Source organism: Pseudoalteromonas sp. NJ631 (assembly GCF_000276645.1).
Taxonomy (GTDB): domain Bacteria; phylum Pseudomonadota; class Gammaproteobacteria; order Enterobacterales; family Alteromonadaceae; genus Pseudoalteromonas; species Pseudoalteromonas piscicida.
Window position 1 is genome coordinate 414,884 of record NZ_AKXJ01000002.1, and the last position, 22,785, is coordinate 437,668.

Annotated in this window: 17 protein-coding genes; 13 read left to right on the forward strand and 4 right to left on the reverse strand. The window is 43.4% G+C overall.

Annotated elements, in window-relative coordinates:
* Positions 1–113 precede the first annotated feature (113 nt).
* The 5 genes from A587_RS0106280 to rmuC all read left to right on the forward strand — a co-directional run bounded on the left by A587_RS0106280 (position 114) and on the right by rmuC (position 6,150).
* Positions 114–3,206, forward strand: a complete 3,093-nt coding sequence (locus A587_RS0106280; protein ID WP_017216878.1) for a DEAD/DEAH box helicase — start codon at positions 114–116, stop codon at positions 3,204–3,206.
* 264 nt (positions 3,207–3,470) lie between these two features.
* Positions 3,471–3,692, forward strand: coding sequence for a hypothetical protein (locus A587_RS25245; RefSeq protein ID WP_083838438.1), 222 nt, complete (start codon positions 3,471–3,473; stop codon positions 3,690–3,692).
* Between the two features lie 18 nt (positions 3,693–3,710).
* Positions 3,711–3,914: a hypothetical protein gene (locus A587_RS0106285; RefSeq protein ID WP_010376203.1), complete on the forward strand. Its 204-nt coding sequence runs from the start codon at positions 3,711–3,713 to the stop codon at positions 3,912–3,914.
* Positions 3,915–3,919: 5 nt separating this feature from the next.
* Positions 3,920–4,606, forward strand: a complete 687-nt coding sequence (locus tag A587_RS0106290; RefSeq protein ID WP_017216879.1) for a response regulator — start codon at positions 3,920–3,922, stop codon at positions 4,604–4,606.
* 62 nt (positions 4,607–4,668) lie between these two features.
* Positions 4,669–6,150, forward strand: coding sequence for a DNA recombination protein RmuC (gene rmuC, locus A587_RS0106295; RefSeq protein ID WP_017216880.1), 1,482 nt, complete (start codon positions 4,669–4,671; stop codon positions 6,148–6,150).
* 72 nt (positions 6,151–6,222) lie between these two features.
* Here rmuC and A587_RS0106300 read toward each other — a convergent pair whose 3' ends face one another.
* Positions 6,223–6,708, reverse strand: coding sequence for a hypothetical protein (locus A587_RS0106300; RefSeq protein ID WP_010376200.1), 486 nt, complete (start codon positions 6,706–6,708; stop codon positions 6,223–6,225).
* A gap of 358 nt (positions 6,709–7,066) precedes the next feature.
* Between A587_RS0106300 and A587_RS0106305 the strand changes: the two genes are divergently transcribed.
* Positions 7,067–9,610, forward strand: a complete 2,544-nt coding sequence (locus A587_RS0106305) for a TonB-dependent receptor plug domain-containing protein (RefSeq protein WP_017216881.1) — start codon at positions 7,067–7,069, stop codon at positions 9,608–9,610.
* 288 nt (positions 9,611–9,898) lie between these two features.
* On the opposite strand, the gene A587_RS0106310 is transcribed toward A587_RS0106305, so the two are convergent.
* Together A587_RS0106310 and A587_RS0106315 are read right to left on the reverse strand one after the other, a co-directional pair.
* Complete coding sequence (locus A587_RS0106310; RefSeq protein ID WP_017216882.1) at positions 9,899–11,947, reverse strand: ATP-binding protein; 2,049 nt, start codon at positions 11,945–11,947, stop codon at positions 9,899–9,901.
* A gap of 488 nt (positions 11,948–12,435) precedes the next feature.
* Complete coding sequence (locus tag A587_RS0106315) at positions 12,436–14,040, reverse strand: isocitrate lyase (RefSeq protein WP_017216883.1); 1,605 nt, start codon at positions 14,038–14,040, stop codon at positions 12,436–12,438.
* Between the two features lie 247 nt (positions 14,041–14,287).
* Between A587_RS0106315 and A587_RS0106320 the strand changes: the two genes are divergently transcribed.
* Complete coding sequence (locus A587_RS0106320; protein ID WP_017216884.1) at positions 14,288–16,465, forward strand: malate synthase G; 2,178 nt, start codon at positions 14,288–14,290, stop codon at positions 16,463–16,465.
* A 350-nt stretch (positions 16,466–16,815) separates the two neighbouring features.
* Here the strand turns inward: A587_RS0106320 and A587_RS0106325 are convergent, their stop codons facing one another.
* Positions 16,816–17,331, reverse strand: a complete 516-nt coding sequence (locus A587_RS0106325; RefSeq protein ID WP_017216885.1) for a cysteine hydrolase family protein — start codon at positions 17,329–17,331, stop codon at positions 16,816–16,818.
* A 101-nt stretch (positions 17,332–17,432) separates the two neighbouring features.
* Here A587_RS0106325 and A587_RS0106330 point away from each other — a divergent pair, with 101 nt between their 5' ends.
* The 6 genes from A587_RS0106330 to betB all read left to right on the forward strand — a co-directional run bounded on the left by A587_RS0106330 (position 17,433) and on the right by betB (position 22,778).
* On the forward strand, positions 17,433–18,344 hold the full coding sequence (locus A587_RS0106330) for a GlxA family transcriptional regulator (RefSeq protein ID WP_010376188.1): 912 nt from the start codon (positions 17,433–17,435) through the stop codon (positions 18,342–18,344).
* A gap of 304 nt (positions 18,345–18,648) precedes the next feature.
* Positions 18,649–19,149 carry a hypothetical protein gene (locus tag A587_RS0106335; protein WP_010376186.1) on the forward strand — a complete coding sequence of 167 codons (501 nt, stop codon included), beginning with the start codon at positions 18,649–18,651 and terminating at the stop codon, positions 19,147–19,149.
* Positions 19,142–19,354 (forward strand): helix-turn-helix transcriptional regulator, encoded by a 213-nt coding sequence (locus A587_RS0106340; protein ID WP_010376185.1) that lies wholly within the window; start codon positions 19,142–19,144, stop codon positions 19,352–19,354. The genes A587_RS0106335 and A587_RS0106340 overlap by 8 nt, the downstream gene beginning before the upstream one ends.
* A 215-nt stretch (positions 19,355–19,569) precedes the next feature.
* Entirely contained in the window at positions 19,570–20,421 is an 852-nt protein-coding gene (locus tag A587_RS0106345; protein WP_017216887.1) for a substrate-binding periplasmic protein, read from the forward strand.
* Positions 20,422–20,722: 301 nt separating this feature from the next.
* A complete protein-coding gene (betI, locus tag A587_RS0106350) occupies positions 20,723–21,313 on the forward strand; it encodes a transcriptional regulator BetI (protein ID WP_017216888.1) in 591 nt (196 codons plus the stop codon).
* 1 nt (position 21,314) lies between these two features.
* A complete protein-coding gene (betB, locus tag A587_RS0106355; protein ID WP_017216889.1) occupies positions 21,315–22,778 on the forward strand; it encodes a betaine-aldehyde dehydrogenase in 1,464 nt (487 codons plus the stop codon).
* Positions 22,779–22,785: the final 7 nt, after the last annotated feature.

Consider the following 22,785-nt stretch of genomic DNA (forward strand, 5'->3'; position numbering starts at 1 on the left):
AGTCAGTTGACCTCCAACCAGTCCTTTTTTAGCGAATTTCTCGCATTTCTCTCTTTAGCTCAAATCACTAATTTCATATACTGGCTTTTTATTTTAATTTTGACGTGCACTTAATGTCTTCGCAGTTATCTAAAGAGCAACTTTTCGCCTTATTTGAAGAAATCAAACAGGAGCAGGCTAATCAATTTCCCTTGTCTGAACGTTTTCTTCGTCAGTACTTCAATTCAGCTTTACTTGCGAAAGCTAAGGAGTATTTGAAAGACGAACAAGTCTGCTACCTTCAACACAGCGAAAACTTTGCGCAAATCGATGCGCAGGTATTGGGAAATTACGGCAATACCTTCACTCAGCACATCAAAATAAACCAATCACAAGGTACCGTTTCGGTCGAAGCAAACTGCTCTTGTTCAAATAATCCGAAATGTCGGCACATTGCCGCGGTATTGCTCAAACTTAAAATCGAACATTCTGGCGGCTTTGGTGAGGCTTATTTGGTTAATGACTGGTTTAATGAGCTCGGGCAGTTGCAGCAAGTTGATAAAGCAGACGCGGAAAACGTCTTACTCTTCGTGTTAGAGCCTCGAGCAAACGAAGTCCTTGTAAGCCCTAAGGTATCGCCAAATCGGCCCGATGGTGTTTACCCCTTAGGTCGAGTGTTAACCGAGCAGCAGCTCAATAGTCAGGTCGCTCCTGCTGGTTTATTAGAAAACGATTTTCGCTTATTTAGCTGGATCCGCTCGCAAAATACACCGGGTCATTTTGAGCTATTTGGCGCCTGGGGCTTTAATGCACTCACACAACTTGTACATACCCATCGCTGTTTTTATCGTAACCAGCGTCAACCTTTGGAGCTTGGGCACAAGCAAACGCTAGATTTTTACTGGTATCAAGAAGGCAATGAATACCAACTTAAAAGCCGTCTGGCGAATGTTGAACACTGGCGTTTGATTAAAACCGAACCTCCGGTGTATCTAGATACTGAAAACTTGGTCGTTGGCCGAATTGAGTCAGAGCTTACCGCGCAGGAAATCGCCCACCTTCATACTATGCCTACCATCACGGCTGAAAAGCTGGAGCAGGTGATGGCGCGTTTCCAAGATATCTTTACGGATGATGTTATTGCGCCTCCTGCTGGGTTTTCGCAGTTAGCGAGTAAGCAATCTAATGTTGCTAAGCTTATAAAACTAGATAGGCCAAATAAAATTCGTTTTGCAATTGAGCCGCTTGGAAAAGGCGCGACGAAAAAGCAGTTAGCAAGGCTGGAGCAGGTACTCACAGGTCTGGGCTTTGTCCACGAGGGCGACGAGTTTTTATTACCAACTGAGGATGGCGTTGAAGTCCATTGGTTTAACAGGGAGATCAGGCCGCTTTTACAGGGTAAACGTTGGATTGTTGACGAGCTGCCAAGCAATGGCCTTGTTGTTACACCAAAAGTGCTGTTAAGCCTTAAACGAGATAAACAACATCATGTGCTCGGAAAGGTGATGTTAGATGACAAGCCCGTTACGCTCAACTGGGATAAGCATCCGGTTCATGAGCTTAACAACCTCGCCCATGAATATCGCTACGTCGAAATTGGCGAGCAGTTCTATGCCATTAGCAAATCCATATTTGATGAATTGCTGGAGCTGAAGTCTCGTTTTAGTTATTACCTTTCGAGCTCACAATTTAAATTTCCGTTGTCGTATGCCAAAAAGCTGTTTGAACTGACTCATATTCATGCCGACTCAGACGATCAAAAGCTACTTGAGTATCTCGCTGAGCTAGATAAACCGATAGAAAATCTAGACGTGATCCCAGCCAGCGAAGGACAATGCTTCATCCTACGAGATTATCAAGTACAAGGTGTTAACTGGCTTAAGTTCCTTAATCGTCATCAGTTAGGTGGCATTCTGGCAGATGATATGGGCCTTGGAAAAACGCTTCAGGTTATTGCTTACTTTATTTCTCAGCACAATACGCTAGTGACACAACCAAGTTTAATTGTCTGTCCGACGAGTTTAGTGGGAAACTGGCGTGACGAATTTAAACGTTTCGCACCGCATCTACCTCTCACTATTATTCATGGATCTAATAGAGAGGAAGCACTTACTAACTTGTCAGGTGCACGATTTATTCTAACGACGTATCCGCTACTTAAGCGCGATGTGGCGTATTATAAAGGGCTTGATTTTGATTCAATTGTGTTGGATGAAGCACAATATATTAAAAACGAAAGCGCACAAATATCTAAATGCGTAAAGAGCCTATCCGCGCGTTTCAAACTTTGTTTAAGTGGCACTCCGGTAGAGAACAATTTACTCGAGCTTAAATCGCTGCTCGATTTTGTCATGCCTGATGTGCTGGGCACTAAGCAGCAGTTTAAGCAACACTTCCAGATCCCAATTGAAAAAGAACAAGATCGCCCAAGAGCCCGAGAGCTTAGATCGCTGATCGCGCCATTTATTCTTCGTCGTACAAAAGCTGAGGTAGTGAAAGAGCTACCCAATAAGACAGAACTCATCAAAGAGTTAGAGTTCTCTGATGAACAACATAAATTATATCAAGGTGTTCAGCACCAAGTAGAAAGCAAATTACTCAATCTATTTCAGGAGCAAGGCGTTGAAAGAAGTAAGCTGGCGTTCCTCGATGCCTTGTTAAAGTTACGTCAGATCTGCTGTCACCCGCAATTAGTTGATAAATCACTGACCGACCAACATGGCGCTAAATTTGAGTGGCTTGCGCAACACCTGCCTGTACTACTCAGTGAGGGCCGTAAGATAATTATCTTCAGCCAGTTCACCAGCGTGTTAGATCTCATTGCTGAGCAGTGCCAACAGCAACAGTTGAAATACACTATGCTGACAGGGCAGACAAGGCAACGGGATAAAGCCATTGAGGCGTTTACTCAAGGCAAGTGCAATGTCTTTTTGATAAGCCTAAAAGCTGGGGGAACTGGTTTGAATTTGACTCAAGCAGATACGGTTATCCATTTCGATCCTTGGTGGAATCCTGCGGTAGAAAATCAAGCAACAGATCGCGCCTATCGTATCGGCCAAGATAAGCCGGTATTTGTGTACAAATTGATTATGGCGAACTCTATCGAAGAGAAAGTGTTTAAGATGCAGCGCGATAAACAAGCCCTTGTTGACGCCCTATTTGCTGAGTCTGGTGTCAATCTTGGTCAGTTTGATGAGTCGCAAATGCTAGCGCTGATAAAAAATTAAAAATAATTTGGAACTAATCAACAAAGGTGAAGGTCTATGATAGTGCTTGTTGTGACATTGTTGAAACAGTAGGCATATGTTGATTTTCCCCCTTTGTTACTGATTGTAATAAGCCAGCTTAATTAAGTTGGCTTTTCTTTTTTCTGGCTCTAGGGCCTGTTTATCTTTCAAGTTTGTTTTTGCAGCAGTTTGATTGGTATTTATACAAGGCAGAGCCTACGTAGCATAGTCATTCTATGTAAGTCTGGCGATAACACAGTAGAAATGCCAATCAAGCGCTGCCCTTTGGGTTCACCTGAGTACGCTTTGTCCATTGTTGCTCAACTTTTGCTTAGATCACTAGGCGGCAAGTCGAGCGTCGCGATCAAAACACACTCAGAAGAACAAAAATCAAACAGCAAAGGTCAACAGGCCCTAAAACATCTTTCACTCCATTTTTATTCCATAATCTCGCGCTTTAATAGCTACAACGGAGAAACGCCATAGACCAATTAGGATAACCTTATGCTTTGCTACGACGCGACAATTTCACACTTAAACTTTATTGAGACACAATCAGAATCTGACTATGATCTACTTAATGAAGTTGCGAGTTCAGAAGACTTGTCTAGTATACTGACCATGTTACTGTTCGATGACACGCTTTCAGACAAGTTAAAGCGTCAAGTTAGACAACAATTGAAAAAGTTAAAAGCAAAGAGTAAATAAATCCTATGTCTACCCCATCAAGAATTTTGCTCGTCGAAGACGACCAAGATATTGCAGAGCAGGTGCTGTTGTTTTTTAGAGCATCCGGTTTTGAAATGTTTCATATTGCAGACGGTGCCGAAGTTGTACCTTGGGTAAAGTTAAACCAACCAAATGCAATCTTGATGGATATAATGTTGCCGAACCAAGACGGCGTAGAGTGTATGCGTCAAATTCGAGAGTTTTCTGAAGTACCTATTGTGATGCTGACTGCCAAAGTGGCAGAAGCGGACCGTTTAAAGGGCTTAGAAGTCGGTGCAGATGATTATGTATGTAAACCTTTTAGCGCCGCTGAATTAGTGATGCGCATGAAAGCGATCTTACGTCGTTGTGTGAACACCAATGCGTATCAAAAGCCTATCGAAGTAAATCGCGAAGAATTAACGGTTAAGCTGAATGGCAGTACATTAGGCTTAACCAAAGTTGAGTTTGACGTCTTTGCGCTTTTATATGATGCACCAAACCGTGTCTTTTCAAGACAGCAAATTCTTGATTATATTCAACCGGATAACTTTGATATTTCGGATCGCGTAATCGACAGCCACATTAAAAATATCAGAAAGAAAATCAAAGGATTAGATTTATCTCCGAAAATTGTAGAGTCGGTATATGGCGCCGGGTATCGCTACAATGGTCAACAGATCACTGAATGACTAAGTGATTGAAATTTATATCTAAGGTATTATCAAAGTAGAAGAACCGATGAGATCTCAATATGCTTTGGTCAATGCTCTCCAATACGCCTGCATGGTTTAGTCTTGCGCTATTTGCAGGCGGTGCGGCTACCCTACTCCCCGTTGTTTGGGTCATACGCAGCACTTTCAAAAATCAACTCAATACTCAACTCGCCTCCGAGCAAGCACTTAGATCGCAACTAAGCCAAGCCGAGCAACTCGCTGAGCAATTAAGAGCACAGCAACTACAAAGTCATGGCCAACAGCAGCAATTGCAAGCAAGATTAGCTGAGCGTCAACGGCAAGCCGCTGAATATCAGCAGCTGTGGCAGCGAGAGCTCGATGCCAAGGAAGAAATTCAAGTGCATGCTCATGAGTTAGAAGTTGAAATGGCCAATCTGCAAACCTTGCTGGAGCAAAAGCAACTAAGTTTTGAGCAGCAGCTCGCGCAGCTTGAGCAAGCAAAAGTCCAGTTGAAAGAAGAGTTTCACAATCTCGCGAATCAAATATTTGATGAGAAAAGCGAGCGTTTTAGTCACCAAAGTAAAGAAAAAATCCAGCAGTTGTTGCAGCCTGTACAAGGTGAATTAAAGGGCTTTAGAGATAAAATGGAAGCCATTCATAGTGAAGAGCTTAAGCAACGGGCGTCATTAAAAACTGAATTGCTGCACTTACAAGCCAACAATAAAGCCATGACTGAGCAAGCAGATCGTTTGACCACTGCGCTACAGGGGCAAAAGAAAGCACAAGGTAACTGGGGCGAACTCATGCTCGAAAATGTGCTTGATAGCGCTGGGCTACGTCCCGGTTACGACTATCAGCGAGAAGTAAGCTTTAATACCGACGAAGGCAAGTTTCGCCCTGACGTCGTGGTTTACTTACCGCAATCTCGTCATCTGGTTATTGACGCTAAAACCTCATTGAATGCCTATACACGGTATATTAATGCCACAACAGATAGTGAAGCGAATCAAGCCATTGTGGCACACACCGAAGCCATCACTGCACGGATCAAAGAGTTGGGTAGTAAGTCTTATGAGCGCTTACCTGGTCTTAACTCCCCAGAGGTAGTCATTATGTTTATCCCTGTGGAATCTGCATTTGTTGAGGCGGTTAAGCATAAGCCAACGCTTTATCAGGACGCTTTACAAAACAATGTATTGGTGGCAACGCCAACAACGCTTTTAACCAGCCTTAATATAGTCAAACAGCTATGGCGTTTTGAAGAACAAAGCAAGCACACCAGAGAGCTGGCGCTTCGAGCTGAGAAGTTTTATAACAAGCTCAATAGCTTCCTACATAGTATGGAAGGGGTGGGCAAACAGCTTGATAAAGCGAAAGAGAGTTACGAGCGCGCGTTTTCTCAGTTGTATATGGGTAAGGGCAACTTAATAAAGCAAGCCTCTGAATTTAAAGAGCTAGGTGTTGCTGTAGTCAAAGAGCTACCCGAAGAACTCGAAGAAAAAGCCAAACTTGAGCTTGAGCCGGTAAGCCCGCTTGGCAACCACGATAGCTCGAAATAAATATTGAATTAAAAAACAAAAAAGGCCCATCGGGCCTTCGAACGAAAGATAAAAGAATTTAACCTGAAATGATTAAGGTGCCTTGCACTTGGCATAATCGCTGTGGCGTGGCGTGTCCGAGTACAAATGCATATAAAGCGCAAACTGGCTGACATCACGCCAAACATTACTACTGGCCGGTGGGCATAGTGACTGCTCGATATAACCTTTAAGTGCCTGTCCCGTTAATGCGAGTTTAGTCGGGATACGGATAAACACATTGATGTCATCTTTACTGGTTTTTAAGTGTGAGAACTGCCAGCTTCCAACCATATACTGTTTGGTAAAGTAGCGATTGATACGCATTTGGGATTCTTTACTAAGCTGCTGAGTGGGTGCCTCAGGCGTTTCGGTAACAAATGACCATGCACTGACCAGCGAAATAATAGTGGCTAGTACAAAAGTCCAAATCACAGCAGGTGATAGTTTATTTTTTGGCTTTATTTGAAGCTGCTGCTGGTTCGCTCTAGATTCAACAATTTTCAACCATTCAGCATGTTTTAGCGTCCGTTGTGTCATTGGTACTCTCCGTTTCTGCATGCTGGTATTTAAGCGCTTCAATGTGGAGTAAAGATGGAGTGGGAAAACATCAGACCAGTGCCCTTATGAGGTATAAGGTAGATCAAAAAATTCTTTATTATCGGTGAAAGAATAATTCTAAAATCCGCGTCTTTTCTTATGATAGTGACTTAATTTTAGGCTGGTATTGAATTAGTAAGTACCAACATTTTGGTCATAAGTCGAATGGGTATCGTACCGCATTTTGTGTTATTTACTTGGGTACCTTATTCAGTCTTGATTTATCTTCATATTGACTAAATTAAGTAGTAATCGGTCTTTTACAGACTCTGCGTTCAACATATTCACGGGACAAACTATGCAATTTATTAATAACAAGCTGGAAAACGCTGTTCGCAAGCCAATCTCGTTGGCTGTCGGTGCCGCGCTTCTTTCAACTATTTCAATTCATGCGCAAGCAGAAAGTAACAACACTGAAGCCAAAGAAAGTGTTGAAGTCATCGAAATCACCGGTACGCGAAGAAGTCTTCGTAGTGTTGCCGAGAGCACGGTGCCAGTAGATGTTATTTCTTTAGAAGATATGCAAAGTACCGGTCAGCTGGAGCTGAGCCAAGTACTAACTACGCTCGTGCCTAGTTTTAACTTCCCAAATTCAACACTGGCGGATGGTACGGATCACGCCCGTCCGGCAGTGCTTAGAGGTTTAGCACCAGATCACACCTTAGTGCTGGTAAATGGTAAGCGTCGTCATGCTGGCGCATTATTGAATTTAAACGGTACTGTTGGTCGTGGTTCAACGGCGGTTGATTTAAATACCATTCCAGCTGCCGCGATTAAGCGTATAGAAGTACTGCGTGATGGCGCTGCTGCTCAATACGGCTCAGATGCCATTGCTGGCGTTATTAATATTGTGCTTAAAGATGCCGAAGAAGGCGGCAGTATTAGTGTGACCTATGGTGAGCACGATACGCAGATGGCCGGTGTGCCTGACTTATTACAAACCCGTGCAAACGCTGCGGGCGATTTAGACTTTGTATTAGGAAATGACCGCAAGCGTAATGATGGTGGTACTACAACAATTGGTGCCAACATTGGTTTTGCTTTAGGTAATGATGGTTTTATTAATCTGTCTGCCGAATATAGAGATAAAAAACCGACTAATCGTTCAGGCTTCGATCCAAGAGAGCAATATGCTCGTGATGAAAATGGTCAACTTGACTCAAGAGAGTTTTCATTCGATCGCTACAACCACCGTTTTGGTAAAGCCGAAGTGGAAGACTTTGCACTATTTTACAATGCGGGTTACAACCTAGATGCGGAAACCGAACTTTATTCATTTGGTAGCTACTCGACACGTGAAGGTAACTCCGGTGGTTTCTATCGTCGCGCAAATGACAGCCGCAACTTAACTGCGGTATACCCTGATGGCTTCTTGCCTCAAATCGTCAGCGATGTAGATGATTACTCTTTTGCGGTTGGTGTAAAAGGCACTCAAAGTGAGTGGGATTACGATATCAGTACAAACTATGGTGTGAATGACTTCGCTTTGGGTGTCGTAAATAGTTTGAATACTTCGATGGGGGTAACAAGCCCGACTGAGTTTAATAACGGCGCTTTAGTTTATTCACAGTGGCTTGTGAATGCCGATGCTAAAACGGCATTAGATTTGGGCTTACCGGATGACGTATTTTTCACGATTGGTGCAGAATATCGCCGCGAAACCTATGAAATTGAAGTCGGTGAAGAAGCGTCTTACCTCACTGTACTCGATGCAGAAGGCAATCCCGTTGCAGCAGGTGGTGCGCAGGTGCTTGCTGGTTTCTCACCAGCAAGTGCTGTTGATGAATCTCGTCACAATATCGCTTTATTCGCAGAGTTTGATACCTACTTAACGCAGGACTGGAATGTCGTTTTGGCGGGTCGTTTTGAAGATTATAGTGATTTTGGCAGCACCTTCACCAGTAAACTGGCATCGCGCTATGTGGTGTCGGATAACTTTTCACTACGTGGTGCTGTAAGCACAGGTTTTAGAGCGCCTTCATTGGCTCAAACGTCCTATAAATCCATTGCTACGGTATTTGAAAATGGCGTACCTAGTGAAGTAGGTCACTTTCCTGTTGATACGCCAGCTGCAAAAGCGCTAGGTGCTCGAGAGCTTGAGCCTGAAGAGTCGGTCAATATGACGGCGGGCTTTGTCTATACACTAGACGCGTTCTCATTTACTGTGGATGCCTATCGAATTGACATCGACGATCGCATCGTACTTTCTGAGAATTTAGGTGGTCCTGAAGTCATTAATATTTTGCAGCAAGCGGGTGAGCTCAATACGCAAAGTGTAAGGTACTTCACTAATGCTATCGACTCGCGTACTCGAGGTGTGGATATCGTAGCAACGTACAGTTTTGATCTTGCTGACTACGGTGATCTGCGTTTAAGTGCTGCGGTAAACATCAATGACACTGAAGTGACGCATGTAAAAGCAAATCCTGCTGAGCTTGAAGCCCTTGGTGACAGCTATGAGTACTTTGCTCGTCGTGAAATTGCACGATTTGAAGATGGGACACCAAAAGACAAATGGAACCTAGCTGCAATTTGGCAATTTGGCGATTGGCAGACGACATTACGTGCCACACGCTATGGTGAAACGGTGGACTCTTCGAGTGCAGTAGAAGGCGATGAAGTATTAGACGCTAAATGGATCACTGATTTAGAAGTGGCTTATAACCTAGGTGACAACTGGAAGTTTGCTGTAGGCGCTAACAATCTATTTGATCAATATCCACAAGATACTGTTAGTAATATTGGTTATACAACGTTTAACCAGATCTTTCCTTACTCTGCGTTCTCGGCATATAACACCGATGGTCGTTTTGTGTATGGCAATATCAGCTACCGTTTCTAAGCAAGCTTAGAAAGAGGAAGGGCCAAGCATCTGCTCGGCCTTTTGTACTTTACTTACTTAACCTGAGGTTTGGATAAGGAATGAACTAACTAATTGTTTTTAAACACACATTAAATTATCCCCTTATCTAGCCAGAGAGTTTTAGGGATAACTAGACGAGTTTACGCACCAATAGCTGGCTATTGGAAGTGAATTCAACGCAGTTAGCGCTAAAACTGGCTGCTAGAAAGGCATTAATTATCCGAAGCTCAGGTTACTTAATATCAACTCGCATTTTATGCGGGTACTTTATGCTGGTACATCTACCGCGTGAGGTAAGTTTATCTGAATACACAAACCACCATACTTCCCTGACTTCACTGTGATTTTTCCATTCATCGCTTCAATTAAACTCTTACAAATAGATAAACCAAGACCTGAGCCTCCTGTCGCACGACTTCTCGATGCCTCGACACGGTACAAGCGTTCAAACAGTTTGTTCTGCTCGGTCTCAGATACGCCTGGTGAGCTATCATCGACTTGTAGAAATAGTCCTTGTTTATTGACCACAGCTTTAAACCTTACCTTGCCGGGTTTATCTGTATATAAACATGCATTCTTAGCTAGATTATCGATAACCCTATCCAGCTTAGGTTTATCAATATAAATACTCATATCATCGACGTGAATGTCGGCGATAAATTGCAGCTGATTGCTTGTTACTAATCTTTCAATATCGTACACATAGCTTTGGATAACCGTTTTCGCGCCATGCTGCTGAGGATGGATCACAAGTGCGTCATGATCTGCTTGAGACAATTGATATACGTTCGAGATCAATTCATTTAGCTGATTTATCTTGTTGTTGATCTTGGCATATGCAATTGTGCTGTCATCAATAAGATTGTGTTCCATCGCTTCTATATGGAGTTTTAAGACACTGAGTGGTGTGCGTAACTCGTGGGAAATATCGGCCAGCATTTTATCTTTATGCTCAATATTCAATTGATACATTTTTGCTTTTAGTGCCGCATTTCTATGTTTGACGACAAAAAATCCGACTAGAAATAATCCAGCTAAAAAGGTCGAGATTGCTGCGGTTACCCACATTTGTGTGGATAGCTTAGCATTTTGTAAGTTAACCTCGGTTATGGCTTGTGCTGAGCGGGCCTGCTCCAGTTGTTGAGATTGAATAAGCGCATCAATACTGGCTTTATAGGTACTTACTTGTTTTTCTAGTAATGCTTCATGAAGTCGAGTCTGCAGCTCTGAAGTCGATTTCATAAATTGATAGGCTTGGGCGTATTCATGATGTGCAGCAAGCGTTATCGCTTTAAGGCGATGATATTTTTCGAGCAGTAGCTCTGCCGTTTCAATTTCGGTTAGGGCGTCCAGCTTAGTGAGTAGTGTTTTTGCCTTGTTTAATTCTTTGCGTTTTAGCCTTACTTCTAACTCCGTCAGGTAGGCGTAAAATTGTTGCAGTGTTGAACTGGTTTGAGTGGCATATTCAATGCCTGCTTGTGCATCCGACAGGGCACTGTCTAAGTCAGCCTTAGCTATATGGATCAGTGCGGAAGTACGATATGCTCTGGCTAGAGAAACCCTTGCATTAAGCTCTTTTAGAAATTCAATGGCCTCTTTTGTTTGCGCTAACGCTTCGTCCGTCTTGCCGTTCTTAAACTTCAGCTCGCCCAAGCGAAGGGCTGTGCCTGCGACGTTGCGTAATTCTTTTGAAGCTTTATCTGCAACGAGAGCTTGTTGAAAGAAATACTCAGCATTTTCCTCATCCCCCATGCGCACAGAAATATCACCGAGATTATAAAAATTAGCCCCTTGCTTTTCGTACTGATCAGTTCCTTTTAGTAATTCATAGGCTTTTAAGTGGTATTGCATAGATTGCGCAAGCAGATTTCTATGGTCGGCAACAACGCCTAGATTATTATAGGTTTGCGCAACTAAATTTGATTTATTCATTGCTTCGGCTGATGTGAGCGCTTTTAAATAAAAAGACTCGGCTTGCTCAAGCTGACTTAGGTTACGATAGTTAATACCTATCTCTCTGTATACTTCATACTTGCGCGCTTCGGTAAGGAAAAACTGCTTTTCGATATAGCTAAGGGTAGATATTGATTTCTCATATAAATCTTGCTTTCGATAAATCATGGCCTGCAAATAAATCGCTTGATATCGCGTTTCTTCTTCTTCACTGACACTGGCCGTTTCAATTTTAACTAAGGCTTCGGTGTATTTGCCTGCCTTTTCTAAATCTTCTATTTCCTTGATAACTGTATTCCCGGCCTGGCAATGCATCGCTGTAAGCAGTGCTACTGCTTTTATTAAGTTCTTAATGGGGGTCATGTATCGACTTCAATGTACTGTAATCAGTTTTATAGTTTTACATGGAAAAGTGGGGTAAATATGGAAAGTGTAAAGGGGGTTTACAGCAGAATGAAGTGCTTATAAATCTGAGGTTCGTTATATTTTTATTTTTAGTCAAAATAAACTCAGAACAAAATTTTACTAAGTAAGTTAGTAAAAATGTGACCTGTCGCTGGTTTAGTTAGTAAAATTTTGGTTTGTGAAAGTGAAAAAAGTCACAAATGCGCTCTTTTTTGTCTGGATCTTAGATCTTTACTGTAAAGATCGGGATCGTTAGGTGTTGAGTTAATAAAATTCTGATCTCAAATAGGTCTAGGTTAGTAAAAATATGATCTGAACAACTGACGTTGGTAAATATGTGATCTAAGTTATCAGTGGCTAGTAAAAATCTGATCCACAATAGATAAAAGGGCCTGACGGCCCTTGCTGATTAAGGAACTATATAAGTCGTTATCTAAATCGAGTGTTTAGAACTGGTTCATGGTATTGGCTTCACCACCTGCTTTGAGTGCGTTCTCACCAGAGAAATACTCTTTGTGCGTGTCACCGATATTAGAGCCCGCCAAGTCTTGGTGTTTAACTGATGCTTGTTCGCGACGGATTTCTTGTCGTTGCACATCGCGTACATAGGCAAGCATACCCGCGTCACCGAAATAACCTTCAGCCAGAATATCCGTGCTGAGCGCTGCTGTATGGTAAGTTGGCAGTGTAATAAGGTGGTGGAAAATCCCCGCTTCTCTTGCCGAGTCACGCTGGAAGTTTTGCACCAGTAGATCGGCTTCTGTTGCCAATTCGGTTGCGTCTAACTCTGGCGCCATCAACACTTTTGCATCCGCGCTTGGATTTGGGTATGCCGATAAGTCTTTACCTTGCTCCTGCCATTGTTGGTATACCTGTTCACGGAATTTTAATGTCCAGTTGAACGATGGCGAGTTGTTGTATACAAGCTTAGCGTTAGGCACTTGTTCGCGAACTCGGTTAACTAGCTCGGCAATTTGCTCGATATTTGGCTTTTCGGTTTCAATCCACAATAGATCTGCGCCTGATTGAAGACTGGTTACACAGTCTAGTACCACACGATCTTTTTCTGTGCCTGCTCTGAACTGGTATAGACCGTTGTCTAAGCGAACTGGCTTTTGCAGTTCGCCACCCAATTTAATTGCCATCTCACCTTCTTGTAAGTCAGCGGCCGAGGTCACTGGCGTGGTGTCTAAATAGCTTGTGTATTGACTCGCAAGGTCGCCCGGCGCTTTTGATACTGGCACTTTTTGCGTCAAACTTGCACCCAATGAGTCGGTGCGTGCGACGATAACGCCATCTTCAACACCAAGCTCAAGGAAAGCATATCGTACAGCGTTAATCTTAGCTAAAAAGTCCTCATGGGGAACCGTTACTTTACCTGCTTGGTGGCCACACTGTTTTGCATCCGATACTTGGTTTTCGATTTGAATTGCACAAGCACCCGCTTCAATCATTTGTTTAGCTAATAGGTAGGTTGCTTCTTCGTTACCAAAACCAGCATCAATATCAGCAATGATAGGCACTACATGGGTTTCGAAGTTGTCGATTTTGTTAAGGATCTCTGTTGTATCTTGGCCTTTTGCTCTTGCTGCATCAAGATCTTTGTAGAGATGATCTAGCTCTCGTGCATCGGCTTGCTTGAGGAAAGTGTAGATCTCTTCAATCAAAGCTGGAACCGCTGTTTTTTCATGCATACTTTGGTCAGGTAGTGGGCCAAACTCTGAGCGCAGTGCAGCAACCATCCAGCCACTTAGGTATACGTAAGAGCGTTTTGTGGTTTTATTGTGACGCTTTAATGCCATCATCATTTGTTGCGCGGTAAAACCGTGCCAACAACCAAGCGATTGCGTGTATTGGCTGCTATCTGCATCGTACGCTGCCATGTCTTCACGCATCACTTTTGCCGTGTATTTTGCAATGTCCAAACCGGTTTTGAAACGGTTTTGTAGGTGCATACGGCTGGCATACTCAGGACTGATAGATTGCCAAGTTTTTCCTTGGCTTTGGCATAGACTAGAGAAATGATCTAACTGAGTTTGATACTGAGACATAATTAGCTTCCTTTGAACGGGTACTATAAATCAAATTAAATTCTGGTTGTTTGTTACACGAAACCAACCGGTGTGAGAGTGGTTGGCTGCGGGCTTAATTAAACACTAGGCCGATAAATTAGATTTTTTAAATTTATAGTTATTATTACGAGTATATTTTTTGTGAATGGGAAAAGGGGTTCGTTTTTCCAAAAATTGTTTTATGTTTGACCTATCCCGTTCAAAAAATGTTAATCAAGGACTCTCCATGAGCAAGTATGTCACTCATTCAGGCTTCCAAATTGCGACTCCACTGGCGCAATTTGTTGAGCAATCTTTACTTCCCGGTACGGGGATCGCGGTCAATCAATTTTGGCAAGGCGTAGCGGATATTTTTTCGGAACTTGGGAAGCGAAACCAAGCGTTACTCAACAAACGCGATACCCTGCAACAGCAAATTGACGATTACCACCTCTCTCATCCTGATTGGCAATCTGCAGAATATCGGACATTTCTTGAATCTATTGGTTATTTGCAGCCTGAGCCCGAAGATTTTGCCATCGAAACCGAGCATGTGGAGCCTGAAATTGCGAGCGCAGCCGGTCCTCAGTTAGTGGTGCCTGTCAGTAACGCAAGATTTGCGCTCAATGCGGCGAATGCGCGTTGGGGCTCCTTGTATGATGCGCTCTATGGAACGGATGTCCTTGGCGAAGAGGATGGTGCTGAGCGTACTCAAGCCTATAATCCGAATCGTGGGTTTAAAGTCATGGCTTATGCTAGGCAATTCCTCGATAAAGCACTGCCGTTGGCTGAAGGTTCTCACATAGAAAGTACGAACTACGCGATTCTAGACGGCAACTTGGTGATTACACTCAACGACAGCACCCAAGTTGCACTGCAAAAGCCTGATCAGCTAGTGGGTTATCAGGGGGAGGCACAAAATCCAAGCGTGGTATTGCTGCGCCACCATGATCTGCATATTGAGATCCAAATTGATCCACACCATCCGATAGGACAGGCAGACAAAGCCGGGATCAAAGATGTCGTCCTTGAGGCTGCACTGACGACAATTATGGATTGTGAAGACTCAGTTGCGGCGGTGGATGCACAAGACAAAGTATTGGTATACCAAAATTGGTTAGGCTTGATGAAAGGGAGCTTGAGTGAGACCTTCGAAAAGTCAGGTCAATCGCTGACTCGGACGCTAAATGCCGACCGAAGTTACGTAGATACACAAGGCCAGCGTATGACACTAAAAGGTCGCTCTATGATGTTCGTGCGCAATGTTGGCCACCTAATGACAACGCCAGCGATACTGGATGCAGAAGGAAACGAGCAGTTCGAAGGGATTTTAGATGCCATCATGACAAGCACGGCTGCGCTGCATGATTTACAAGGTAATAGTCCGTTTAAAAACTCGACGGCAGCAAGTATCAATATCGTGAAGCCAAAGATGCACGGGCCTGAAGAAGTCGCTTTCACTGATACCCTATTTAGCCGAGTTGAAGCGCTGCTCTCGCTACCCAAAAATACCATTAAAATGGGGATTATGGATGAAGAACGCCGTACTTCGGTAAACTTAAAAGCGTGTATTGCTGCCGCTAAGCAGCGTGTAGTATTTATCAATACTGGCTTTTTGGATAGAACAGGCGATGAAATTCATACCTCAATGCTGGCGGGCCCTGTATTGCCCAAAGTGGCAATTAAAGGACAGTCTTGGATAGCGGCCTATGAAGATCAAAACGTGGATATTGGCCTTAAAACCGGTTTTAGGAAAAAGGCACAAATAGGCAAAGGAATGTGGCCAATGCCAGATAAAATGGCGCTGATGATGGAGCAAAAGCAAGGCCATCCGGAGTCTGGTGCTAATACTGCGTGGGTGCCCTCTCCTACCGCAGCAACGCTCCATGCAATGCACTATCACTATGTGGATGTGTTTGCACGCCAACTTGAGATAAAAACACGTCAACAAGCATCGCTCGATAACTTACTTACGCCCCCGTTGATGTTAGAAAACGATTTGTCTGCGGAGGATATTCAAGCCGAATTAGACAATAATGCGCAGGGCATTTTGGGCTACGTGGTGCGCTGGATAGACCAAGGCGTAGGTTGCTCAAAAGTGCCTGATATCAATCACGTTGGATTAATGGAAGACAGAGCAACGCTTAGGATTTCAAGCCAGCATATCGCTAACTGGTTATATCATGGCATTTGTAGCGAAGAGCAAGTAGAAAAAACCTTTAGGCGCATGGCGGCTGTAGTAGATGGTCAAAACGAAGGTGACAGCCTATACCAACCAATGCTCAATGACCATAAACCGCTTAGTGAAAACCTTGCCTATAAAGCGGCGTTATCTTTGGTATTTGAAGGCCGAGTTCAACCCAATGGTTATACCGAGCCGCTACTTCACGCCTATCGACAAGCCTATAAGCAGCAGGCTAATTAGTACCTTTTCATTTCGATGTCACTCAAATCAAGGCTGGTCAATCCAGCCTTTTTGGTTTTTCTACTTGTGTCGAGGTAAACCTCGACCTACGTTGGGTTCGTAGGTCGTGATTTATCACGACGAGCTTCTTCATCGAGGATTATTTAGGTGCTTGTCGAGGTTTTTGTTGAGATATGTGTCGAGGCAAGCCTCGACCTACGTGTTGGGGTTGTAGGTCGTGATTCATCACGACGATCTTTTTCATCATGGGTTGTTAAGATGCTTGTCGAGGTTTTTGTTGAGATATGTGTCGAGGCAAGCCTCGACCTACGTTGGATTTGTAGGTTGTGATTTATCACGACGAGCATAGGCTACATTTGCGATGAGGTGACTAACGGTACTCGTGTTGAAACACCGTTGAGTGCAATTTTGTGGATCATTTCATCTAGGGTTGTGCAGCAATCACTGAGAATGTAGACATTGTATTGCTCCGCCGATTTCGATAGCGCGGTATGGGTTACGCAGTTTTGTGTCATCATGCCGCAGATATACAAAGTGTCGATACTTTTAGATTGGAGCAAATCGTTTAAAGAGGTTTGCTCAAAGCTGTCGGCGTAGGACTTTACGATATGGTGGCCGCTTTTTTGCGCTTGGCGTAGGCCATTATGAAGCTCAACACCGCAAGTGTCGGCATTGAAAAATGGTGCTTTTCCTTGCTCTGGATTAGCTATGTGCTGGACATAAATGACTTCCATATTTTGCTCTGCTGCTTTTTTGATAGCTGTATTGATGTTTGCTAGTGTATTTTCGGTATTCCATAACGGGAAAAGCCCTCCAGGAAAGTAGTCATTTTGAATGTCGATCACCAATAGTGCGCTGTTGTTCATTTTTTACCTCGTTAGTTAATTTGCAGAGGTATTGTGCTGGAGTTGTAACTTTGACTGGAGTGTCTAAAATGACATTTTTGAGTTCAAATTCGACAATGTAGATGAAACCAATCAAAGTGGCGATTTGTCACTATCCTCACGCGATGAAGTCGGCTGTGTATGGTCTAGAAGAGCTGTTTTTTCTAGCAGATAGAATTTGTATCGAAGAGTCACAGGATACCCGCTTTACAACACATGTTGTTACCTTCAGTTGTGCTGTAAAGGGGGATTACAATATTGTGTTATTGCCGCCGAGTGTTAATTCTGATTACTATCTTAAACCTGAGCCTCAATTACTTGCTTGGTTAACTCAGCAACACCGACAAGGTGCAGTTATCGCCTCTGCCTGTGCGGGGGCTTTTATACTTGCGGCCTCGGGGCTAAGTCATCAGCGCTTACTTACCACGCATTGGGGGTTAACTGAGGCATTTAAACGGCATTTTCCTAACCAGCCTATCGATACGCGGAAAATTTTAATCGATCACAATGATATTATGTCGGCTGGTGGCGTAATGTCATGGCTTGATCTTGGATTAGAGCTAGTCAAAAAATATAGCGGTCACTTAGTCATGCGCAAGTTAGGCAAAACGCTAGTCGTAGATACGGCTCAGCGGGAGCAGAGCTACTATCATCAATTTCAGCCAAACTTTCAACATGGTGATGATGCTGTGCTGCGCGCTCAGCAATACATTAACACCCATTATAGTCGTAATATTTCAATTACAGAACTAGCTGATATCGCTCTACTTACGCAAAGAACCTTACAGCGACGGTTTGCTAAGGTGCTCGAACTCAATCCAAATCAATATCTGCAACGGTTTCGGGTGCAGAAAATGTGTGATTTATTAGAAAGCACGAGCAAGCCATTTGATTGGATTGCGCACCAGGTAGGATACGAGGATACGACAGCCTGCCGTAAGGTGTTTAATAAGTGTATGGGCTTAACGCCAAACGAGTTTCGAAAACGTTTCTAGTTAACCCGAACCCGGAATAACAACTTGTTCTCTAGCAGCTGTTATCCCTTACTACTGCGTTAAATTTGCTTGCAATAGGCCAGCTATTGACGCACAAATTTGCCTTGTATTAAGAAATAACTTCTGGCTAGAGTGATATTACGCTTTTGAACTTAGGTATTTTAGTACCTTAACTAACTTCTTATCCCGAATTCAGGTTAGTTATTAAAACTTGACTTAAAGTAAAAAATATTTGACTTGAAGTTGGTCAAAGTTTACGCTTTCAATGTAAAGAATATTTAACCTTGAGTAAAGTGAGGGTAACATGGAAAGCAACAATAAGATTAAAGCGTTTTTAGACTCGTTGAGTTTCCGTGACTTAACGATTGCGATAGAGTTTTTGGTAACAGGTTATATCTTGTTTTTTTATTTAGGCGAAATAACAGCGGCTACAGAGCAGTTACGTCAAGATCCGAGTTGGGTATCAGGACTGTTGTTCAAGGTGATTGTTATTTCTATCGTGACATCTATTGCAGGTCAGCTGCTACTAAGCTTTGTTAGCGATAAAGATATGGATAAGCCGCTAGATGAGCGTGAAAAGTTGATTGCGCTATCTGGGTGTAAACCTGCCTATTGGGTGCTTCAGGTTGGTGTATGTATCTCTATTTTCCAGTATTCTGCCGAAGCGCAAAATTGGTCGCAAGCGCTTCCTTTTGAACTACCATTTGCACCACTTCATATTTTAGTGATTGCATTTTTGCTGGCTGAATTGGTCGGTTATGGAACCCAGCTCGTCAAAGCTCGTTTGGGAGCTGTGTATGGCTGATTTACCAATAAAAAACAAAATCAGAATGCTACGTTTTATGAGCAGTGAAATGACACAAAAAGAGCTTGCAGAGCGAGTGGGTGTCACGAGGCAAACGATTATGGCGATCGAGGCTGCAAAATACTCACCTTCGCTCGAAGTAGCATTTAAGATAGCGCATGTATTTAATGTCTCTATTGAAGAGGTATTCGAATATCAGCCATAAAGTGCCCAAAACAAGCGTGATGTAAAGGGGGTTTACGTCACGCTCTTTTGTTCCTGTGAGCACAGATGCGCTTTTTGATTTAAATAGTTTAATAATTAGGCATTGTGATCTAGGCTTTAGGTAAATATATTGTTACTACTAAAGATAGTGCCTATACGATGAACTGAGTCGTCATATTATAAGGCCGATTGTCATAGACTTGCTCACGAGGTGTCATGGTTAAGCAGTACATATCAGTGAATAACTTGATTGGCATGGCTATATTGGTGTGGGGTTTGGTATTTTCTTCTGCCAGTGCAAGCGAATGCAGTAAAACGGTGAATATCGGCGTTGTTGCCGATTGGCCGCCATTAACTGTATTTGATGAGCTTGGACCTTGGGGCCTAGACGTAGACATTGCTGAGATGGTGTTCCAGCATGTTGCCGTGTGTACCACCTATATTCGCCTCCCTTCCAGCGCTCGCACTTTTGAAGAAATGTCAAAAGGAGTGATAGATGTCGCAGTAATGGTTAGCTACACTAAAGATAGAGAAGCATACGGAGATTTCTCTCTGCCCTACCGTTTTGAACGTATGCGATTATTCTCGTTATCACCTCCCACAGCGCTTGCCGAGCTCGCTTCATTACTAAAGCAATCGAAAACCATAGGATTAAGCATCGGATCTTACTATGGAGAGGAGCTTGGTAAGCTTAAACAAGATCCCCGCTATAAAGATCAGTTTGTGAGTATTGCCAGTGCGCAGCGGCGGGTTGAAATGTTAATGAAAGCGCGCGTTGATTTTATTGTGGATGATATGATCACGGGGAACTATTTTATCAAAGAGCGAGGACTTGACGCTGCACAGGCTTGGCCTTATGTGGTACATGATAACCAAGTACATTTTTTGCTGCGTAAAAATGTTTTTAGTACGAGGCTGAAAGGTAAAATTGATGAAGCGATCATAGCGCTTAAACCTAAGATTGAGTTGTTAGTAGCGAGTTATCAGTCAAACGCTTCTTTTGGGATTTCAACTGTCTCAAATAGATTTCCTAGTTACCAACCGTTACCGCTTTCAAATCCTAACTAGCAAGGATGTTTTGTGCTAACTTAAGCCCCCTCATTTGCTTAAATTATGATTATTTTCTAGCCAAACCAAACTTAATCAAATTGTCACATCAAAACGGTAAATTATCGCAAATACCTGCAAAATCTCAGATTTTTTAAAATTTTTTAAGATTTTTTGTAATCCTTTAAAACCCCTTAGCTATCATGGGATTAACCTAGGTACAAACGTCAAAAATTTGGCTTTTTACAAAAAGTCAACCTTGAAGTCTCATCTTTATCACCCTAAGATTTATTTTAATTGAACGGTCAATTAATAAAAAGCTATGCCAAAAGTCGGAATGGAACCTGTTCGTCGTCAGCAGCTAATTGACGCCACTTTAGAGTCAGTTGCCGAGTTAGGATTACAAGCAACCACTATTAATAGTATCAGTAAAAGAGCCGGTCTCTCATCGGGGATCATCAGTCACTATTTTGGTGGTAAACAAGGCTTGATTGAAGCAACCGTGCGCTATCTATTAAACAACTTGAAATACAGTTTGTTGGACAAAACCTTTGGTGGTTGTAGTGCCGAGCAGCGACTCATGTATATCGTAGAAGCTAACTTTGCCATGGTGCAGCAGCAGTCAAATACGACGCGCACCTGGTTGAGTTTCTGGGCGCAGTCTATGCACGATGACGAGCTACACCGACTACAGCGTGTTAACAGTCGCCGTCTGCAGAGTAACTTAGCGACTTCGTTTGCTGCTTTTATGTCGCGAGCACAAGCAAAAGAAGCGGCTGAGCTTGCCGCCGGTATGATTGACGGACTCTGGTTAAGAGCCGTGCTAAGCAAAGCTGACCATCATGCGTTTCATCACAGTGAAACGCTCGCAAAACGCTACATTCAATCACTTATTAAGCAGTTTGGAGGATAATGTGACAGTCCCTGTATATCAAAATTTTATTCATGGCCAGTTCTTGGCAAATCACTCAGGCGAAAAGTTTGCAGTAAAAAATCCAGCAACTGATGAAGTGATCTACGAGGTAGAGGTTGCTGACAGTCATGTTCAGCAAGCTGCGATTGAAAGTGCCAAAGCGGGCTTTGCATTATGGTCAGCGATGGCGCCAATTGAGCGTAGTCGTGTTTTACATAAAGCGGTATCTCTGTTGCGCGAGCGTAACGATGAGCTAGCCAAGATTGAAGTGTTAGATACAGGTAAACCTTGGCAAGAGGCGGAATGTGTAGACATTCAAACAGGCGCTGATGTGATTGAATACTTTGCAGGGTTGGCTCCTGCTCAAGTTGGCACTCAGCAGCCTGTGGGAGGGGACTTTTTCTATACTCGTAAAGAGCCCTTGGGGATTTGTGCAGGCATTGGCGCGTGGAATTATCCACTGCAAATTGCGTGTTGGAAATCAGGCCCTGCACTTGCCGCTGGTAACGCCCTCATTTTTAAGCCATCGGAAGAAACACCACTAGGCGCGATTAAGCTGGCCGAAATCTTTATTGAAGCAGGTGTCCCTGCGGGCGTATTCAATGTGGTACAAGGTGCCGCTGAGGTGGGCCAATGGCTTACTACCAGCCCTGATATTGAAAAAGTATCGTTCACCGGTGAAGTGGGTACTGGCAAAAAAGTAATGCAAAGTGCGGCAAGCAATTTAAAAGAAGTGACGATGGAGCTAGGCGGCAAATCACCACTTATCGTCTTTGAAGACGCTGATATCTCTCAAGCCATAAGTGCCGCGATGTTGGGCAACTTCTACACCCAAGGTGAAGTGTGTACCAACTGCACACGCGTATTTGTTCAGCGTAAGGTTTACGACGCCTTTTTAGCTGAGTTAAAGCAGCGTACCGAACAAAATATCATCGCGGGTGATCCACTCGATCCAAACGTAAATCTTGGCGCCCTAATCTCAAAGCAGCATCACACACTGGTGATGGATTACATTGCAAAAGGTAAAGCTGAAGGCGCAACCGTACTGACCGGTGGTGAGGCACTTTGCCCTGAAACGGCGCCAAACGGCTACTTTGTCGCACCGACCGTATTTATCGACTGTCATGATGACATGACCATAGTGAAAGAAGAGATCTTTGGTCCAGTGATGTCGATATTGGTATTTGATGATGAGGACGAAGTCATTCAGCGTGCAAACAACACCCACTTAGGTTTGGCTGCGGGTGTGTTTAGTAAGGATATTCAACGTGCACACCGTGTCACCCACCAGCTAGAGGCTGGCATTTGTTGGATCAATAGTTATGGCAACTCACCCGCTGAAATGCCCGTTGGAGGCTATAAGCAGTCGGGCATTGGCCGCGAAAATGGCATCGAGACGCTAGATCAATATACCCAGACTAAGTCCGTGTATGTTGGTATGAGCGATATTGAAAGTCCATTTTAATCGAGGA

Bases quoted from the DNA above. Each gene is read 5' to 3' on its own strand.
- A587_RS0106305 (WP_017216881.1), top strand. From the start codon at position 7,067: ATGCAATTTATTAATAACAAGCTGGAAAACGCTGTTCGCAAGCCAATC.
- A587_RS0106280 (WP_017216878.1), top strand. From the start codon at position 114: ATGTCTTCGCAGTTATCTAAAGAGCAACTTTTCGCCTTATTTGAAGAA.
- A587_RS25245 (WP_083838438.1), top strand. From the start codon at position 3,471: ATGCCAATCAAGCGCTGCCCTTTGGGTTCACCTGAGTACGCTTTGTCC.
- A587_RS0106330 (WP_010376188.1), top strand. From the start codon at position 17,433: ATGAAACCAATCAAAGTGGCGATTTGTCACTATCCTCACGCGATGAAG.
- A587_RS0106285 (WP_010376203.1), top strand. From the start codon at position 3,711: ATGCTTTGCTACGACGCGACAATTTCACACTTAAACTTTATTGAGACA.
- A587_RS0106315 (WP_017216883.1), bottom strand. From the start codon at position 14,040: ATGTCTCAGTATCAAACTCAGTTAGATCATTTCTCTAGTCTATGCCAA.
- A587_RS0106320 (WP_017216884.1), top strand. From the start codon at position 14,288: ATGAGCAAGTATGTCACTCATTCAGGCTTCCAAATTGCGACTCCACTG.
- A587_RS0106345 (WP_017216887.1), top strand. From the start codon at position 19,570: ATGGTTAAGCAGTACATATCAGTGAATAACTTGATTGGCATGGCTATA.
- betI (WP_017216888.1), top strand. From the start codon at position 20,723: ATGCCAAAAGTCGGAATGGAACCTGTTCGTCGTCAGCAGCTAATTGAC.
- A587_RS0106290 (WP_017216879.1), top strand. From the start codon at position 3,920: ATGTCTACCCCATCAAGAATTTTGCTCGTCGAAGACGACCAAGATATT.
- A587_RS0106325 (WP_017216885.1), bottom strand. From the start codon at position 17,331: ATGAACAACAGCGCACTATTGGTGATCGACATTCAAAATGACTACTTT.
- A587_RS0106340 (WP_010376185.1), top strand. From the start codon at position 19,142: ATGGCTGATTTACCAATAAAAAACAAAATCAGAATGCTACGTTTTATG.
- rmuC (WP_017216880.1), top strand. From the start codon at position 4,669: ATGCTTTGGTCAATGCTCTCCAATACGCCTGCATGGTTTAGTCTTGCG.
- A587_RS0106335 (WP_010376186.1), top strand. From the start codon at position 18,649: ATGGAAAGCAACAATAAGATTAAAGCGTTTTTAGACTCGTTGAGTTTC.
- A587_RS0106300 (WP_010376200.1), bottom strand. From the start codon at position 6,708: ATGACACAACGGACGCTAAAACATGCTGAATGGTTGAAAATTGTTGAA.
- A587_RS0106310 (WP_017216882.1), bottom strand. From the start codon at position 11,947: ATGACCCCCATTAAGAACTTAATAAAAGCAGTAGCACTGCTTACAGCG.